We start from the raw sequence: 17077 nt of genomic DNA, 5'->3' as shown, positions 1-17077 counted from the left end.
GTGACACACCTCAATCATGCTCGAGCACAGGCCCACAATTAGGAGACACGCCCTAGGTCGAGATATCACCATCTTAGAGCGGTCTCAGATGGAAGTCTAGTCGCGAAACCGCCCTCACCTGCCAAGGCGCGGCAAGCACACCCCGTGAATTACGGCGGCGCACAGCCGCCTCCAAAGCACAAGGTTGTAATTTGTGTAACAATCCGGTGGTGTGAGGCTAGAGAAGCAACGCTCCAAGAAACCGTCCACGAACCCGAAGTACGCAACCTCCCCCTCATCCACCCACTACCGCACGACTGCTCCGCCCCAGCACGACCTCGCTCAGTTTCGGAACAAGCAACGCATCCCGATGATTCGCCTGGTTTAGCGGGCTGGTTCGTTGAGGGACAACGCGGCGTCGATAAGCAGCCCCAAGTCCTCTTGCGCATAGGTGGCGCGCAGCTGAGCATCGTTGCCGCCACGTAGGTTGCCCCGCACGAGCGCCACGCCCTGGGAGGCCGGCACCATCGAAAACTCGCGCGGGTGCGGAAAGACCTGGCGCACGAAGTGGCCCGCGCGCAGCGCGCAGCGGTTGAGCCAGATGTCATCCGCGTGCGGGGCGCACTCCTGGAAGGCAGTGCCCTGCGCCGCGACCGCGTCCACCATCGCCGGCGGGTACGCCACGCCCGACACGCCTGTGGCGAAGTGGCGCGGGTCTGGGTCCGTATCCTGCACGGACTTCCACTGCCTGTAGGGAGCCAGCTGTCCGTCTTGCAGCACGATCTCGTGCGCGCGGTAGGCCACCACATTGTTTGGGTCGGCATCGGAGGCGTTGAGCAGTTTTTCCGCGAACCACTTGGGGTACATCATGTCGTCGTCGACAGTAATGACGCGGGTACCGGTTCCCGCAAACTGTTGGAAGGTGCCGTAGTACTTCGTGTGTGGGCCGTAATGCCCGTCCGAGCAGCGCACCTGCAGGCCGTGCTCCACGAGCGCGTGCAGGCCCTTGGGCCACTCGCCCTCGTAGTCCTCTTTATCCAGCCATAAGTACACCGGCAGGCGCTTCGTGCCGACGAGCAGGGAGGAAATCGAAACCACGGCAGACTTCAGCCGCGGACCGTGTGAGGTCAGCGAGATGACCGTGCTGCCCTCTTGCGGGAAGCGCGCGGGAGACTTGCGCGCTACCACCCGCAGCTGGGGCGCGCGCAACAGTGCACCAACCCCAACAAGAGCTTGCCGTAGCGCATAGTCAATCCACATGTGCCAAAACTTTAGCCGACTTGAGTAAATAGGGGCATGATGGGAGGCATGACTGACACGACGGGTACAGCAACCGACTCTGCGCAGCCTGATAATGTTGCCGGGCACGGGAAGGCGACTTTTCACGACTGGTGGCAAGCGGCGCGTCCTCACACGTGGCCGAACGCTTTCGCGCCCGTCATTGCCGGTACCGGCCTCGCCGCGTACAACGGCGGCATGCACCTGGGCAAGGCACTGTTGGCGCTCGGTGTTGCGTGGGCCCTGATCGTCGGCGTGAACTTTGCCAACGACTACTCCGACGGGGTCCGCGGCACCGACGATGACCGCACCGGCCCCACCCGCATCACCGCCTCGGGGTTAGCGCGCCCGCAGGACGTGAAACTCGCAGCTTTTGTCTCTTTCTTCGTGGCCGCGGTGCTGGGAATCATCCTTGCGGTGATGAGCGCGTGGTGGCTCGTACTGGTCGGCGCGGCGTGTATCGCAGCCGCATGGTTCTACACCGGCGGAAAGAAGCCCTACGGCTACTACGGCTTCGGCGAGTTGGCGGTGTTCGTTTTCTTCGGGCTCGTCGCGGTCCTTGGCACGCAGTTCACGCAGGCTGGCTGGTTGACCGTGGATGGCTGGTTGGTGGCGATTGGTGTCGGCGCGATTTCGGCATCGGTAAATTTGGCCAACAATATCCGCGACATCGATACCGATGCGGCTGCTGGCAAGCACACCCTGGCCGTGCGCATCGGTGACGTACGTGCGCGCCGCTTGTTTACCGTCCTGACCTTGACGCCGTTTGCGGTATCACTGCTTTTGGGCAACTCGCTTGCACTATTGGGCTTCGCTGCTTTGCCCTTCGCGGTGTCCTCCATCTTGACCGTGCAGCGCCAGCACGCCCAGGGCAAGGACCTCATCCCGGTGCTGGGCATGAACGGTCGAGCCATGCTGTTGTGGTCCGTCCTGACCGCCGTTGCACTCACGGTGACGGGGCTACAACTTTGGGGTTCCGGCACGGTGGTGCCGTACACGCTGCACTAGGCGCTCGGCTTCCCCGGCAGTCTGCGGCGGCGGACTGTCGAGGTTGTGTTGTGCCGCATTCGGCGTGGTCTGCGCAGTCGGTACAGTTTCCGTCGCAGGTGCGCGTGCGGGGTGCGGGTGCGGCGGTGGGAAGCGTTCGGTTGTGGGAGGTATAGCGGGTGCCATCGGCGAAGCGGTAGTGGATGTCGCCTCCACGCTGCCAGATATGGATGGAGTTATTGCTCACCAGCGAGTGGCACGACGAGCACAGGGGCAACAGGTTGTCCATGTTGGTCTCCCCGTTGCGGGACCAGTCCTTGATGTGGTGCATTTGAAGAAAGCGGGTATGCGTACAGCCAGGCATGGAACATTGGTGGCCCCAGTTGGCCAGCAGCGCGGCGACCTGCCCGTCTGTGGCGAAACGTTGCTGGCGGCTGACGTTGAGCGTCAGCCCCTTGCTATCCACCACATGGAAGCGGACCATCGCGTTGGCGATGTAGCTCTCAACTGCAGAAGACTTCGCCTGCAGGTTGTTGGGCATCCACGCGCGACCGTCCTCGGTCACCATGATGTTCACGTGGGCACCCGGGGTGCGCAGCGGGCTGGAGGGGTTGGTGCGCACCATATTGATCATGGCGATGAAGGCGGAGTAGAAGCTCCGCGGTTCTGGCGGGCCGAAGCGCGAGGCGCTGTGCTCTTCATCGAGCGCTTTGGCGGTCGATTTAATGTCCTCCCAGAGGCTCTTGCGGTTGGACCCTGGTGGAGCGGTCTTGGTCGCCGGACAGCATTCTTCGGTGGCTTCCGCCTGCTTTAGGAGCGCGTCGAGAGCTTCGGGATCGTCCAGCGCTTCGGGTGTCGTGTCCTCGAGACCGTGGTTGGCTAACTGGGCGAGTTTGAGCGCGGCGAGCAGCTCCTCGCCGGTGACGGCTGGCAGCAGGACATCAAGGTGGACCATCCCGTCTTTGCGCTTGTTGAGCCGGAAGTACGGCTCGGTGGGGTCTTTATCATCGTTTGGTTCCACACCTGCGAGCTTTTGCTGGAGCTCAGAGAAGCACATTGCCTCAGCGTCTGCGACGAGTTCGCCTTCGTTCTCCTCATTCATGTAGTTCAACAGCCACCTGACGGTGGTGTAACTAATCCGCGCTTTTTCGAACGACTCATAAAGCATGCGATACTGTCGTATCCCCCTGGCGACGAATACATACTCGAAAGCAGTGCTCCGGGGGATACGTAGATCGCGTATCAACCAAGCGGCGGTAGTTTTCGAACCTAGGCGAGGCGCACAATCCCCCTCGTCGAACTGCCCGACGGCGTCGAGCATCCGCGCGCGGGCAACAGTGGAATCATCGTGGTTAACGTGAATATTCTTTGCTAGTTGAGCAGCGAGTTTTTCTTCTTCCGGGATGACAAGGTCCATGACGGTCTCTCAATTCTGTGGCGCGGCGATCTGGGTGGGTGGGTTTGCCTTCCGTTATATACATACACATGTTCGAGTGCAATAGGTATCGCATGTTGTGATTAAAATGTGACATTTCTCAATTAAGCGCACCACGCGAGTTTGAAATGGCAGATGAGGAACCTCAAAAAGTCTGCGGCCGCAGACTCACGGACGGCACCGCGGCACCCAAAAACAGTCCGCGGCCGCGGACTCTCACCCCTAGCGCCGCTTACCCCGCACGATCGCGGACCCTAGCCCAAGCCCGAGCGCGCCGCCGAGCACGACCAGTGCCACGAAGGGCAGCGCAGTAGGGTTCATAAGTACAAGTATCTCTAGCGCCTGCACTACCGGCGGCACCACGCACCACAGCCAGTCCGCCTTCTGCCGCCGCACCGTATCCCAGGCGGCGAGTCCCAACGCCACGAGCGGGTGCCCGAGCAGCAGCACCACGGCCCACCCGGCTGGGCCAAGCACGGAGGATCCCAGCAACAGGATCAGCGAGACCACGGCGAAAATGCCAAGCACGCCCTGTTCGGCTAACACGCCGCGTCGAATTCCGTTGCCGTCCACGTCTGCATACTCCCGTCGTAAGGGCTTACGGACAGCACAGTACCAGCCGGTTGCTGGAAAATTTCGCGCTTCGTGGCACTCGAGGACGCGATCGCTGTCTCGCGAGCAAAGACGCCATTGCCGCCAGTGTCATCGGGCGCGGGGTTGAGCAAGAGAGCGCGGTCGTCGGGATACGCGGCGTCGAGAGGCACTTGCTCCGCCCACGGCGCTGGATCGTTCACGTTCACGTGGACGTGCCCGGACTGTGCTGCTGGCGCAAGGTAGCGGGCAAGGACCGCGTTCGGCTCGTCGGCAACCAGCCCCTCCCGGTCCGCCGTCACCTCGAGCTGGCTGATGGGCTCGCCGCACGTCTGCACGTGCACCACGATGTTGCCCTGCCCGTCGTGAGAAAACCCGGACGCGCCAATCACCTCGACGTTGACGTAGTTGCCGCATCCGGCCAGACCGAGCGACGCCGCCACCATACCTGCGGCCCACGTGTGCCGGTTACTCATACTGCACCTCCTTGACGCGTTGCCCCCTAGCGTAGGGAACAATGTTCACGTAATCCTGGACGTGTCGCGAAAGGTTGATCACTCATGCTGGACGTGTTGACGGGCTTTGCCATCATCTTCGCAGTCATTGGCGTAGGCTTCGTGCTCGCGCAGAAAGGCGTGATTGGCAAGGGCGAGGCGCGCCTGCAGCTCAACCGCATCGCGTTCTGGGCCGCCACGCCGGCACTCGTGTTTTCCAGCGTGGCCACCTCGGATACCTCAGCGTTCGCCTCCCCCGTCGTCGTGGTGATCGCGGTCGCCTCCGTGGCCACGATGGCGATCTACTGGGTGCTCAGCGCCCTCTTTTTCCGCCGCAGCCTGGCCGAGACGATGGCGGGCGCAGCCGCATCAAGCTACTACAACTCCGTCAACATCGGCCTGCCTATTGCCACCTACGTCATCGGCGACGCCACCTACGTCATCCCCGCGCTTGTGCTGCAGATGGCGGTGCTCTCCCCCATCATCATCGCGGGCTTAAACGCCGAGGGCGCGAGCCTGCGCTCGATAGGCAGTTCCTTCGTCGCCGGCATCACCGCCCCCGTGGTCATCGCCGCCATCGCGGGCTTCGCCGTCTCGGCCTCGGGCTGGCAGGTGCCCGAACCGGTGCTGGCACCGCTGGAGATCCTCGGCGGAGCATCGATCCCGATGATCCTCATGAGCTTCGGTGCCTCGCTCAAGGGAGATGGTGTACTTGCGCAGGATCGCTTGCCGACGCTCACCGCCACCGCCCTCAAACTCATCGCCATGCCCGCACTCGCCCTGCTCGCCGGCTCGGCAATGGGCTTGACCGGCGCGGAGCTTTACGCGGCGCTCATCCTTGCGGCGCTGCCCACCGCCCAAAACGTGTACAACTACACCGCCACCTACCGGGTCGGCGAGACGGTCGCGCGCGACACCGTCTTCCTCACCACGTTCCTCTCGCTGCCCGCGATGCTGGTCATCGCCGCGCTGTTCGGCTGAACCAAGCGCTAGCGCTCGGCGAGCTCGCTAGCGATCCACGCCTTGCGCGCCTTGCGCTGCTCACGCCACTGGGCGACCGCCTCGGTCGCCTCGATGCGCTGGCGCTTGAAGACCAGCATGGATAGCGGGAACGCCACGATGAGGGCGAGGAGGGCGGAGATGATCAGGGGCACGGGGGCGTCGATAAGCAATGCAGCCCCCTGGATCACCACGGTGAGGGCGATGAACAGCCCGAGCCGGTAGAGGCCGTAGACCGCGGCGGCTTTGTTGGCGCGGGCGCGGGCATTGGGGACGAGCTCAGGGGCATTCTCTTGCATATGACTAACCCTAGACGGCGACCAAGTATGTTGGAAGTCATGGGAAGGCTACTACTCCTCGTGCTTGTCGTCGTCGCCATCTACCTGATGTGGCGCGCGTTCGGACCTGGCTCACAACAACGCATCGAGCAGGCCCAGCAGCGCCCGCAGATCAAGGGCCCAGACGATGATGAAGACTTCCTCTGGAACATCGAGAAGAACCGCTTCAAGGAGCGCCGCGCCCGCGAAGAGGCGGAACGCAAGCGCCTCGAGGAGGAAGCACGCCGCCGTCGCCGCGAAGAAAACGGCGAAAGCTAGCCCCGCCTAGTTCTGCTCAAGCACCTCGGGCAGGCGCTGAGCCCACGCAAGCGAATCGCGCACCCCGTCAGCGACGCTGCGCTCCGCGCGCCAGCCGAGCAGGCGGGCCGCCTTGTCCGTGCGGGTGGCGCAGCCCGCCACGTCGCCGTCGCGCGGCGGGGCGGTGCGGATCTCCAGGGGTTGACCTGTGGCCTCGCCGACCGCGTCAGCCAGCTCGAAAACGGTCGTGCCCTGGCCGGTGCCCAGGTTGATCACCTCGTAGTCGGCGAGCTCCGCCTTGAGTGCAGCGACGTGCGCGCGTGCCAGGTCCCACACGTGGACGTAGTCGCGCAGGCCGGAGCCGTCGCGGGTGGGCCACTCCACGCCGGTGACAGTGAAGGGCTCGCCCGCCTGGTAGGCGGAGATCATTTTGCCGAGTGCGTGCGAGGGCGCCGGGTTCTGCAGGCCGGTGCGCAGCTTCGGGTCCGCGCCGATCGGGTTGAAGTAGCGCAGGGAGGTCGCTTGGATGAGGCCGGCTGCGGCAGCGTCGGCAAGCACGCGCTCCAGCATCCACTTCGACGCCGCGTACGGGCTCGAGGGCTCGCAGGCGCTCTGCTCGTCGACAAGCAAGTCCTCGTCGGCCGCATACATCGCCGCGGTCGAACTGAGCAGGACGCGCTTCACACCGCGCTCGGCGAGCGCGCGCACGCAGGTCGTCGCCTTGCCCACGTTGTTCTCGTAGTAGTACAGCGGCTTGGCGACGGACTCGGGCACGACGATCTTCGCGGCGCAGTGGACGACGGCCTCGATGTCGGGGTGCTCGTCCATGATGCGGTGCAGCAGCGCCACGTCCGCGATGTCGCCCTCGTAGTGAGCGAAGCGCTCGGCGAAGACGCGAAGGCCGGTGGAGTAATCGTCCAGGATCACCGGGGTAATCCCGTTATCGGCGCAACAAGACGCAATGGTGGAGCCGATAAAGCCGGCACCACCGGTAATGAGGACCTTCATTTAACGCGCCTCCCTAGTTCAGACCCGCGTAAGAGTGCAGGCCGGCAATCACAGTATTGACGTAGGTCATGTTGAAGATGGTCATGGCCAGGGCAAACACGTTAATCCACGCGGCTTTAGAGTTCTTCCAGCCCGCCGTCGCGCGCGCGTGCAGGTAGGCGGCATACAGGATCCAGGTGATCATGGACACAGTTTCCTTCGCGTCCCAGTTCCACGGGCGGCCCCAGGCCACCTCGGCCCAGATCGCGCCGAAGACGATGCCGATGCCGAACAGCGGCAGCGTAATGATCGCCGTCTTGTACGTGATCTGGTCCAGCGTCTTTGCCGACGGCAACGGGTGCACAATCTTGCCAATGAAGCCGTGCTCCTTGCCCTTCGGCTGCCACATGCGCAGCAGGTACAGCAGCGCGAACACACCGGAGACGATACCGACCGAGGCACCGATCGACACCGTGGACACGTGCACCGGCAGCCAGTAGGACTGCAGCGCCGGCACCACCGGGGCGGCCTGCATGTGGAAGACCGTCGAGTTGAGGAACATCGCAACCACCATCGGGAACAGCAGCCACGGCCAAATCGTGTGCCAGCCCTTGCGGCCAATCACGATCGCGGCAGCCACCATAATCACCGCGGTCATAAACAGGATGTACTCGTACAGGTTGCCCAGCGGGAAACGCTGCGCCGCTATACCGCGGGTAACAAAAGCCACCAGGTGCAGGGCCACACCGAACCACACCAGGGCCTGCGTCATGCCAGACCACTTGCGGGCGTTCGCCACCCGCGCCTCGTACGCCTCGTCCAGGTCCTGCTCCGGGGGCAGTTGCTTCTCGACGACCGCGGGTCCGCCCGCGCCAACCGCAACTTTAGCCTCCGCGCGCTCCTGCGCGCGCTTTTCACGGCGCACGTCGACGACTGCGAGCACGCGGCCGTAGTAGACACACGACATCAACAGCGCGACGATGTAAATGATGAATGCAGTGCGAAACGTGAGGTCAGACAGCTCCGCCATGGTGGTGTTGACAAGCATGGGTGACAATCTACCCGATTGCGGTGGCGTTATCCAAGGTCATCCACCTCTTCGGGGTCATCTTCCTCCGCCTGACCGAGGATCTCGGCGGCCAGTTCCCGAAACTCCGGGCCCCAGCCCGCGCGGTCCGTGCGCGCAAGCCCGGCGATCTCGACGGACGTTGCACCGTCGGCGGCAGGGGTCAGGCGCACCCAAATGCGGCGGCGCTTGATGGTCAGCGAGCCGGCCAGAGCGACGAGCATGATGGTGGAGGCCACGAGCGCCCACATCTGCGTCGGGTCGCGCGAGATCTGGTAGTTGGCGTACTCCGCCGCACCGTCGAAGCGCAGCTTCACTCCGCCGTCGATGGTGACCTCATCGCCCGGGGCGAGGTTGACTCGCTCCACCTTCTGCAGGCGTCCCTCCGCAATGAGCATCTGGTCCAGCACGAAGATGTTCTGTGGGCGCCCCGAGTCGAGGCCGGAATCGCCGCGGTAGATATCCATCGACAGCGCCGGGTTATCCATCGAGGGGAAAGCCGAAGCCAGCGTGTCACTGTTTTGACCGCCCCACTCGGCCGTGGGTGCGAAGTTGCCCTCCAGGGCAATCTGGTGCTGGCGGCGCTCCTGCAGGTCCGGGTACATGCCCGCCGGCGGGTCGAAGCGCATCACGCCCGAGGACAAGAAGGTCTGCAGATCGTTCGGACGGAACTGCATCATCTGCGTGCGCGACTCGCCGTTCGGCCACGTCACCGTCACCTGCGGGGCGAACCCGTGGCCCTGCAGGTACACGCGGTCGCCGTGGATGCGCAGCGGGTGGTTCACCGCCAGGGTGGCCCCCTGCCAGCTCTCCTTCGGCGCGCTCAGATCGTCCGTGTAGGTGATGTCGGACCAGAAGCCGTTCGCCTGGCCGTTGTTCAGGTACTCGGCGCGGAAGTTCTTGGCATCGATGCAGAAGGGGGTCAGCCCGGTGCCGTCGAAAAGCGGGCCGGCGCGGAAGACATCGAAGTTGGCGGGCGAGGTATTGCAGAACTCGGTGGACTGCTCCACCGGCACCGCGTACTCGGACTCCGAGTTGGTCACCACGATGACCTGGCCCTCGTAGTAGACCATGCGGCCCGCGGCGAAGGCGAGAATCATGCCCACGATCCCGACGTGGAAGAGCAGGTTCATCAGCTCGCGCGTATACCCGCGCTCCGCCGAGATCGAATAGGCGCCCGCGCGGTCCTCATCCGGCGAGTAGGCGGCCACGTGCCAGCGCTTGAGCAGGCCGCGGACCCTCGCCTCGACCTCCTCGCGGCTGCCCTCGACCTCGCCTTGCGCGTGCAGCGGCATGCGGGAAAGGTAGCGCGGGGCGCGGGTGGGCTGGGCGCGGTAGGCGCGCCAGTGGTCGATCGAGCGCGGGATGATGCAGCCGATCAGCGAGACCATGAGCAGGGTGACGATGGCGATGAACCAGGTGGAGCTGAAGACGTCGAAAAGCTGCAGGCGATCGTAGATCGGCCCCATCGTCGGGTTGGCGTCGAGGTAGTCGTTGACCAGCGACTCGCTCACGTTGCGCTGAGGCAGAAGCGCGCCCGGGATGGACGCCAGCGAGAGCAGGAACAACAGCACCAGCGCCGTGCGCATACTGGTCAACCAATGCCACGCCTTGCGCAGCCACGTCCACACTTGCTTCACCTAAATCACCGTCGCTCCATATCCAACGATCCACTGCCTCGACCAGCCGACAAACAGGCTCCACAGGCCCGACACCAGCATGACGCCCACGGCAATCATGAGGACACCGCCGATGATTTGCATTGTGCGCGAGTGGCGGCGCAGAAAGTCGATGCTGCGCACCGCCTGCGCCGAGCCCAGCGCCACTAGGACAAAGGGCAGGCCCAGGCCCAGGCAGTACGCCACGACAAGCAGCACGCCGCGCGCGGCAGTCATGCCCTCGGTGCCCACCGACACCGAGATGATTGCCGCGAGTGTCGGTCCCAAACACGGCGTCCACCCCAGCGCAAACACGCCGCCGAGCAGCGGCGCGCCAAGCACGCTCGCTACGCGCTTCGGCTGCATGCGCGTATCGCGCTGCAGGGCCGGGATGGCGCCCAAAAAGACCACGCCCATCAGGATGGTGATCACCCCGCCGATGCGCATGAGCAGCTCGGCGTTGAGCGTAATCAGGCTGATCGCCCCGAACACCGACACCGTGGCTAAGAGGAACACCACGGTAAAGCCTGCGACGAAGAGCGCGGCCGCGCCCGCGACTGCCCACTTGCGCGACTGCACACGCGGGCCGTGCTCATCCATGCGCATCTCGCCCCCAACCACGCTGGTTAAGTACGACATGTAGCCGGGTACCAGCGGGATCACGCACGGCGAGGCGAAAGAGACCAGCCCCGCTGCTGCTGCGGCACACATGCCCAGCAGCAGCGGGCCGCTCGCTACGAGGTCCGCAAACGTCTCGCCCACCTTAAGCGTCATCCTCCTGCTCGAGCGTGTCCACCACATCCAGCAGGTCCTGGGCGGTGACTTCGCGCAGGAACACCGCAGCCGGGCGGTGCTGCGCGTCCAGCACGATCGTGGTGGGGATCACCGAGCTGGGCACGCCGCCGAGGAAAGAGGCCGTCTTGAACGGCGGATCGTAGATGGAGGGGTACGTGGCGTGATTGTCGCTAATGAAGTCCCGGGAAATCTCCGGCTGGTAGTCGCGCACGTTGATCCCCAGCACCGTGCCGGTGCCGCGGCGCTCAAGCTCCTCGTGCGCCTCCTGCAAGTCGTCGATCTCGGCGCGGCAGGGAGCGCACCACTGCCCCCAGGCATTCAGGACGACGATTTGGCCCTCGAAATCGCTCAAACGGATCTCTTCGCCCGGCTCCATCAGCGACTCGCCGGAAAAGTCCTCCACCGGCTTGCGCTCGGCCTGATCGTAGAAGATCTCGGTCTTCCCGCCCGGCGAATGGAACGCGAAGGTCTCCGACCCGCCGCCCTGCGCGCAGCCCGTAAGCAACAGCAGTGCCGCCATCGGTGCCGCGAGCAGACGGAAGCTTCTGCGCATGACGTGGGTACCTCTCAAATCTTCTCAGCGGGGGTGGTATACGACCAGTCAACAACAACGTCGCCATCAAACACAAGTGAGGTCACGCTGGCCAGATCGCACTCGCGACTCGCGTGCGCGAGCCGTTTGCCCTGCACGTAGCGCTGCACCATCACGATAGGCAGCTGGTGGCTCACCATCACCGCCTCGTGGCCCTCCGCCTTCTCGCGCGCATCGTCCACTGCGGCGCACATGCGCTCGCAGATATCGACGTAGGCCTCGCCCCAGCTCGGCTCAAAAGGATTGACCATGTGCCGCCAGCGCACCGGGTGCAAAAGCTGGCTGCGCCAGCCCTTCGTGCGCAGCCCCTCAAAGGTGTTGCCCGCCTCGATGATGTCCTCGCGAGTCTGGATCTCGCAGCCCGTGACCTCGACAATCGGCGCGGCCGTCTCCTGGGCGCGCTCCAACGGGCTCGCGGCCAGGTAGGTCACGTCGCGCCCGTCGAAGAACTGCGCGGTCACCGCCGCCATCGAGCGGCCCCGCGAGCTCAAGTGGTAGCCGGGCATGCGCCCGTAGAGCACCTTCTTCGGGTTATAGACCTCGCCGTGGCGCACGAGGTGCACGGTAGTTTTACTCACTCGGCGCCACCGCCTGCGCGGCGGCCTTCGCCGCAGGCACGAGGGCTTCCTCGATGCGGCCGAAGTCCTCGTCGGTCAGCGCGGTGGAGACGAACCAGGTCTCGAACGGGCTCGGCGGGGCAAACACGCCGTTGTCCAGCAGGGCGTGGAAGAACGGTGCGTAACGGAAAGTATCCGCCGCCTTCATGTCGGCGAAGTTGCGGCCCTCCCCCTCTGCAAAGCGGAAGGACAGCATCGTCGACGCGCGCTGCACGTTGTGTGCCACACCCTCGCGCTCCAGCGCGTCCGAGACCATCTTCGCCAGCGTATCCGCATTACGCTGCAACACCGGGTAGATGTCCTCCGAGGCCAGGCGCAGCGAAGCCATGCCCGCGGCCATCGCGACCGGGTTACCGGACAGGGTGCCCGCCTGGTAGACCGGGCCGTTCGGGGCCAGGCGCTCCATGATCTCCTTGCGGCCGCCGAAGGCCGCGGCAGGCAGACCGCCGGAAATGACCTTGCCAAAGGTGGTCAGATCACCAGCGACGTTGTCCACGCCGTACCAGCCGGCATAGGAGGTGCGGAAGCCCGTCATCACCTCGTCCAAGATGAGCAGCGCGCCGTTGGCGTGCGCCACCTCCTTGAGCTTCGCGTTGAAGTTATCCTGCGGTGCGACCGTGCCCATGTTGCCCGCGGCGGCCTCGGCGATCACCGCGGCGATCTCGCCCTCGTTCTCCGCGAACGCGGCCTTGACCGCTTCGATGTCGTTGTAGGGCACCACGATCGTGTCCGCGGCCTGCGCGCCGGTCACGCCCGGCGAATCCGGCAGCGAGTACGTCGCAATGCCCGAGCCCGCAGCGGCGAGCAGCGCATCCACGTGTCCGTGGTAGCAGCCGTCGAACTTGATGATCTTGGAACGGCCCGTGTAGCCGCGCGCCAGGCGCACCGCCGACATCGTCGCCTCGGTGCCAGAGTTGACCATGCGCACCTCTTCCACCGAGGTACGGCCCACGATCATTTCCGCGATCTCCACCTCTGCCTCGGTCGGCGCGCCGAAACTTAAGCCCTTGGCCATCGCCTCCTCGACCGCCGCGAGGATCTCCGGGTGCGCATTGCCGTGGATCATCGGCCCCCAGGAATTGATGAGGTCGACATAGGCGTTGCCGTCGACGTCGATAAGCGAGCTGCCGTGCGCGCTCTCGATGAAGCGCGTCTGGCCGCCCACGGAGCCGAAGCCGCGCACCGGCGAGTTCACCCCGCCCGGGGTAGTCAACTGCGCGCGCTCCCACAGCGCGGCGGAGCGGGACGTATGAGCGGACGTTGGGTACTTGGCCGAAGTAGTCATACCCGCCAATCCTAGGGCATCCGGCTTACTTGGCTTGTTTGCCCTGCCTGCGGAAGATGCCAATGAAGATGACAACCAGCAGGCCGATCGCGATCCAATTCGCCACCCGCGCGTACTGCTCCAGCACGAAGACCACCGGCTCGCCAATCGACCAGCCCAGCGCGAAGTAGCCCAGCGACCAGATCGTCTTGGACACGAAGTCCAGCACCAGGAACTTCCACAGCGGCATATTCGTCATGCCCATCAGCACGAACACCACAAACGCGATCGGCAGCGGGATCGGCACGTACGCCAAGAAGATTCCCAGCCAACCCAGCTTCATCGCCCACTGCTCCACCCGCGCAATATTTTTCGCGGTCCGCTTGGAATTCTGGGCCTGCACCTCGAGGATGCCGCGGCCCCACAGCTTGCCGGCCCACCAGTAAATCCAGTCGAACTTGATCGCCACCAGCGAGCCGACAAGCAGGTAGAAGAGCCAGTGCTGGGCCTCGCCTACCGACGCCAACGCGCCCGTCGACGCCGCGCCAATCCGCGAGCCCGTCACCGCCAAAAGGATCGGCGGGTCCAGACCGAGCAGCCAGGCGCGCAGCGGGATCATCGCCAGCCCGAACAGGCCAACGAAACCAAACCAGCCCAGGCACCAGTAGTCGGCCTTGGTGGGCTTTTCGTTCCAGGGCATACCTGGCTGCTCCCACCACTCCTGCTCTGCCTGTGGGCTGGCCTGTTCCTCGCTCGACATAGGCAGGAAGTCTACCTATTTAGGCGCTGCGCGTTGGAACTGCGCGTTAGAACTGCGGGAGCAGCCCCGGGTTCAGCGCCACCACAATGCCGATGATGGCGAGCAGTCCAAGGACGACACCGACGATGATGCCGCCGGTCGAGGAGCCGTCTTTGTCCGCGCCGGTCAGCTTCGCGCAGTCCTGCTTTACCGGCTGGTAGGCGGACTCGGCTGCCTCGGTGTTCACGCGGGCCTCGGCCGTGGCGGTACGTGCTGCCTCGGCTTCCTGCGCGCGCGTGGTTGCGACCTGCTTCGCTTCGGCCAGTGCCTGCGCGGCAGCTTCCTCGCGCGCGGGCTGTGCTTTTCTCGCCTCGTCGAGCTCCTGGGCGCGCGAGGTCACGGTCTGCTCCGCCGCGTCCAGCGCGTACGCCGCCTCGAGGATCTGCTGCGCGTCGGTCACGTCGTCTTCGCGCTGCGCGAGCGCCTTACGCTTCGCCGCGTCGCCGTGCTCGATGGCGTCGACGAGCCCGTCGTAGTAGGCGTTGAAGCGCTCGGTGTACTCCGCAACCGTATATGTCGTCTCCGGCGTCCAGTTGTAGGCGAAGGTTTGGGCATGCGCGATGGTCCACGGATAGCCGTCGTAGAAAAACTCCTCCGTGTTTACCGCAAACCCAGTCGCACGCATCGCCGGGTTCACCAGCGCCATGTAGTGGCCAGCGCCTGCGGAGAACGGGTCCCTCCCCTGCTGCCGCGCCTCGAAGTAGATTGGGCGCTCGCGGTGGAACCAGCCGTCAAAGGGGTTTTCTGCGTTCCACGACAGGTTGTCCCACCCGTTCCCGGAGTGCCCGCGTGGCAGCTGCTGGGACCAGTTGATGTTCACCTGCGCCTGCGCCATGAGGAAGTCGGACACCGGCAGCGCGGGCTGGCCGTCACTTTCTCGCAGCTCGTTGGCCTCCGGTAGCCAGCCGATCGCGGCCTTCATGTTGTCCAGGTGCGTGGCGTCGTCCGCCGCGCCGATGCGCGTATCGTCCGCGATGCGGTACCCGGTCTGCCCGGTGACCTCGTCTACCTCCTGAAAGCGGTAGTCAGTCTGCAGCTCGGCAACGGCATCCTCAGCCCCCATCGCCTCGAAGAAGCCGAGCGAGCCGCGATCAAACTGCGCCTGCGCCTCAGCTTTGCTCTCCTCGAGCGCGGCCCGCGCTGCTTCCTCGCTCGCCTTCGCACCGTCGTACGCCGCTCTTGCCGACGCCACCGTCACCCCCTCCGGCACCGCATCCCGCGCCACATCCCGCTCCTTGGTCGCGGACTCGAGCGCGCGCTCGGCGTCGGCGACCATGTTTGCGCTCGCGTCGCGCTCCTGCTCCGCCTCCTCGACGCGCGCCTGCGCCTGTTCGAGCGCGTCCTGCGCGGCACGCTCGGCTTCCTCGGCGGAGCGCTGTGCGCCGGTGGCGTTGTGCACGGCGTCGACAAGCGCGACGCAGCGCTCCTTTGTCACCGGCTCCGCCGCCGCCTGCGGTGCCACCACGATTGTGGCCGAGCAGGTCGCGGCCAGCACAAGTCCAAGATACTTCCTCATACCAGCAGATTAGCAGCCTCTACCCAGTTCCGCCCAAGGTGTGGGCTAGAGTTTCGCCTATGACTCAGTCCCTCACCCGCACGCAACGACTCGACCGGCTCCCCGTCACCGCCAAACACAAGAAACTCCTGGTTGGCTCGGGACTCGGCTGGGCGCTCGATGCTATGGACGTCGGGCTCGTCTCCTTCGTCATCGCCGCACTCGCCGTGCACTGGGACCTGGAGAAGACCACCACCAGCTGGATCGCCTCCATCGGTTTTATTGGCATGGCCATCGGTGCCTCCCTGGGCGGGCTCGCCGCCGACAAGCTCGGGCGACGCCACGTTTTCGCCATCACCCTGCTGCTCTACGGCCTGGCCACGGGCGCCTCCGCACTGGCGGGCTCGGTCGCCGTCCTCCTCATCTTCCGCTTTCTCACCGGCCTCGGGCTCGGCGCGGAACTGCCCGTCGCCTCCACCCTGGTCAGCGAGTTCGCCCCGCTCAAGGTGCGCGGGCGCATGGTGGTGTGGCTCGAAGCCTTCTGGGCGGTGGGCTGGATCCTGGCCGCCGTTATCGGCACCTTCATCGTCGCCGAGGGCGAAAACGGCTGGCGGTGGGGCCTGGCACTCGGTGCCGTCCCGGCGCTGTACGCACTGTATGTGCGCATGCAGCTGCCGGAATCCGTCCGCTTCCTCGAGTCGCGCGGCCGCGAGGAAGAGGCCGAGGCGGTCGTGCGCAGCTTTGAGGAGGGCGTACCGGCGGAGCAGCTCGCCAACGTTGAGGTTCCGGATGCACCCGCCAGCACCAGCACCCACATTTGGAGCCCCGAACTACGCGCCCGCACCGCCGCCTTCTGGACGGTGTGGTTCTGCGTCTCGCTCGCCTACTACGGTGCGTTTACCTGGATCCCGTCCTTGCTGGTCGACCAGGGTTTCAGCCTGGTCCGCTCGTTTAGCTTCACCCTGCTCATCACGCTCGCCCAGCTGCCCGGCTACGCCCTGGCCGGCTGGCTCATCGAGGTGTGGGGACGCCGCACCACCCTGGCCGTCTTCCTCGTCGGCTCCGCGATCTCGGCCGGGCTCTACGGACTCGCCGCAGCGCCCTGGCAGATCATCGCCGCCGGCTGCATGCTCTCCCTGTTCAACCTGGGTGCCTGGGGCGCGCTCTACGCCATCGGCCCGGAGCTCTATCCCACTCAGATCCGCGCCACCGGCACCGGTGCCGCCGCGGCCTTCGGGCGCGTCGGCTCCATCCTCGCCCCGCTCATCGTCCCACCGGTGCTCGTCTTTGGTGGCCACGCCGGCGTCTTCGCGGTCTTCGCCGTCGCGTTTACCGTGGCCGCGGCCGCCGCGTTCGTCCTGCCGGAGCAGCAGGGCACGCCGCTGGTGTAGGGGTCTGCAAAGTTCGCAAGTTGGAGTTCGATAGTCCCGGATTTTTCGAGATAATCGAGCTCCAACTATCGCTAT

General features: G+C 65.1%; 18 protein-coding genes. 4 read left to right on the top strand and 14 right to left on the bottom strand.

Annotated elements, in window-relative coordinates; all coding sequences use genetic code 11:
• Positions 1-363: 363 nt before the first annotated feature.
• Positions 364-1239: a glycosyltransferase gene (locus tag M3G14_RS08645; protein ID WP_259926132.1), complete on the bottom strand. Its 876-nt coding sequence runs from the start codon at positions 1237-1239 to the stop codon at positions 364-366.
• 48 nt (positions 1240-1287) lie between these two features.
• Here M3G14_RS08645 and M3G14_RS08640 point away from each other — a divergent pair, with 48 nt between their 5' ends.
• Positions 1288-2265: a 1,4-dihydroxy-2-naphthoate polyprenyltransferase gene (locus M3G14_RS08640; RefSeq protein ID WP_259926131.1), complete on the top strand. Its 978-nt coding sequence runs from the start codon at positions 1288-1290 to the stop codon at positions 2263-2265.
• On the opposite strand, the gene M3G14_RS08635 is transcribed toward M3G14_RS08640, so the two are convergent.
• The 3 genes from M3G14_RS08635 to M3G14_RS08625 all read right to left on the bottom strand — a co-directional run bounded on the left by M3G14_RS08635 (position 2204) and on the right by M3G14_RS08625 (position 4746).
• Complete coding sequence (locus M3G14_RS08635) at positions 2204-3661, bottom strand: HNH endonuclease signature motif containing protein (protein WP_259926130.1); 1458 nt, start codon at positions 3659-3661, stop codon at positions 2204-2206. The genes M3G14_RS08640 and M3G14_RS08635 overlap by 62 nt on opposite strands.
• A gap of 240 nt (positions 3662-3901) precedes the next feature.
• Positions 3902-4252: a hypothetical protein gene (locus M3G14_RS08630; RefSeq protein ID WP_259926129.1), complete on the bottom strand. Its 351-nt coding sequence runs from the start codon at positions 4250-4252 to the stop codon at positions 3902-3904.
• Positions 4219-4746 (bottom strand): hypothetical protein, encoded by a 528-nt coding sequence (locus tag M3G14_RS08625; RefSeq protein WP_259926128.1) that lies wholly within the window; start codon positions 4744-4746, stop codon positions 4219-4221. The genes M3G14_RS08630 and M3G14_RS08625 overlap by 34 nt, the downstream gene beginning before the upstream one ends.
• A gap of 84 nt (positions 4747-4830) precedes the next feature.
• On the opposite strand from M3G14_RS08625, the gene M3G14_RS08620 reads away from it, so the two are divergent.
• The gene (locus M3G14_RS08620) at positions 4831-5745 is read left to right on the top strand and encodes an AEC family transporter (RefSeq protein ID WP_259926127.1); all 915 of its coding nucleotides are present in this window, start codon (positions 4831-4833) and stop codon (positions 5743-5745) included.
• An 8-nt stretch (positions 5746-5753) separates the two neighbouring features.
• Here M3G14_RS08620 and M3G14_RS08615 read toward each other — a convergent pair whose 3' ends face one another.
• Positions 5754-6062, bottom strand: coding sequence for a DUF4229 domain-containing protein (locus tag M3G14_RS08615; RefSeq protein ID WP_259926126.1), 309 nt, complete (start codon positions 6060-6062; stop codon positions 5754-5756).
• Positions 6063-6101: 39 nt separating this feature from the next.
• Between M3G14_RS08615 and M3G14_RS08610 the strand changes: the two genes are divergently transcribed.
• Entirely contained in the window at positions 6102-6359 is a 258-nt protein-coding gene (locus M3G14_RS08610) for a hypothetical protein (protein ID WP_259926125.1), read from the top strand.
• A gap of 6 nt (positions 6360-6365) precedes the next feature.
• On the opposite strand, the gene galE is transcribed toward M3G14_RS08610, so the two are convergent.
• From galE to M3G14_RS08565, 9 genes are read right to left on the bottom strand one after another with little or no spacing between them, the layout of a single operon-like run.
• Complete coding sequence (galE, locus tag M3G14_RS08605) at positions 6366-7346, bottom strand: UDP-glucose 4-epimerase GalE (protein WP_259926124.1); 981 nt, start codon at positions 7344-7346, stop codon at positions 6366-6368.
• Positions 7347-7359: 13 nt separating this feature from the next.
• Positions 7360-8373, bottom strand: coding sequence for a c-type cytochrome biogenesis protein CcsB (gene ccsB, locus M3G14_RS08600; RefSeq protein WP_259926123.1), 1014 nt, complete (start codon positions 8371-8373; stop codon positions 7360-7362).
• A 29-nt stretch (positions 8374-8402) separates the two neighbouring features.
• Positions 8403-10031 (bottom strand): cytochrome c biogenesis protein ResB, encoded by a 1629-nt coding sequence (locus M3G14_RS08595; protein WP_259926122.1) that lies wholly within the window; start codon positions 10029-10031, stop codon positions 8403-8405.
• Positions 10032-10823 (bottom strand): cytochrome c biogenesis CcdA family protein, encoded by a 792-nt coding sequence (locus M3G14_RS08590; RefSeq protein WP_259926121.1) that lies wholly within the window; start codon positions 10821-10823, stop codon positions 10032-10034. It abuts the gene before it with no gap.
• Complete coding sequence (locus M3G14_RS08585; protein WP_259926120.1) at positions 10813-11397, bottom strand: TlpA disulfide reductase family protein; 585 nt, start codon at positions 11395-11397, stop codon at positions 10813-10815. The genes M3G14_RS08590 and M3G14_RS08585 overlap by 11 nt, the downstream gene beginning before the upstream one ends.
• A 14-nt stretch (positions 11398-11411) precedes the next feature.
• A complete protein-coding gene (locus M3G14_RS08580) occupies positions 11412-12014 on the bottom strand; it encodes a histidine phosphatase family protein (RefSeq protein WP_259926119.1) in 603 nt (200 codons plus the stop codon).
• Positions 12007-13338: a glutamate-1-semialdehyde 2,1-aminomutase gene (hemL, locus tag M3G14_RS08575; protein ID WP_259926118.1), complete on the bottom strand. Its 1332-nt coding sequence runs from the start codon at positions 13336-13338 to the stop codon at positions 12007-12009. Before hemL ends, M3G14_RS08580 begins: the two co-directional genes overlap by 8 nt.
• Positions 13339-13363: 25 nt before the next feature.
• Entirely contained in the window at positions 13364-14077 is a 714-nt protein-coding gene (locus tag M3G14_RS08570; RefSeq protein WP_259926117.1) for a DedA family protein, read from the bottom strand.
• 46 nt (positions 14078-14123) lie between these two features.
• On the bottom strand, positions 14124-15632 hold the full coding sequence (locus tag M3G14_RS08565; RefSeq protein ID WP_259926116.1) for a hypothetical protein: 1509 nt from the start codon (positions 15630-15632) through the stop codon (positions 14124-14126).
• Between the two features lie 59 nt (positions 15633-15691).
• On the opposite strand from M3G14_RS08565, the gene M3G14_RS08560 reads away from it, so the two are divergent.
• Positions 15692-17002 carry an MFS transporter gene (locus M3G14_RS08560; RefSeq protein ID WP_259926115.1) on the top strand — a complete coding sequence of 437 codons (1311 nt, stop codon included), beginning with the start codon at positions 15692-15694 and terminating at the stop codon, positions 17000-17002.
• Positions 17003-17077 lie beyond the last annotated feature (75 nt).

Origin of the sequence: Corynebacterium sp. p3-SID1056 (genome assembly GCF_025152525.1) — a bacterium.
GTDB lineage: Bacteria > Actinomycetota > Actinomycetes > Mycobacteriales > Mycobacteriaceae > Corynebacterium.
This window is presented reverse-complemented; position numbering and strand designations above follow the sequence as displayed.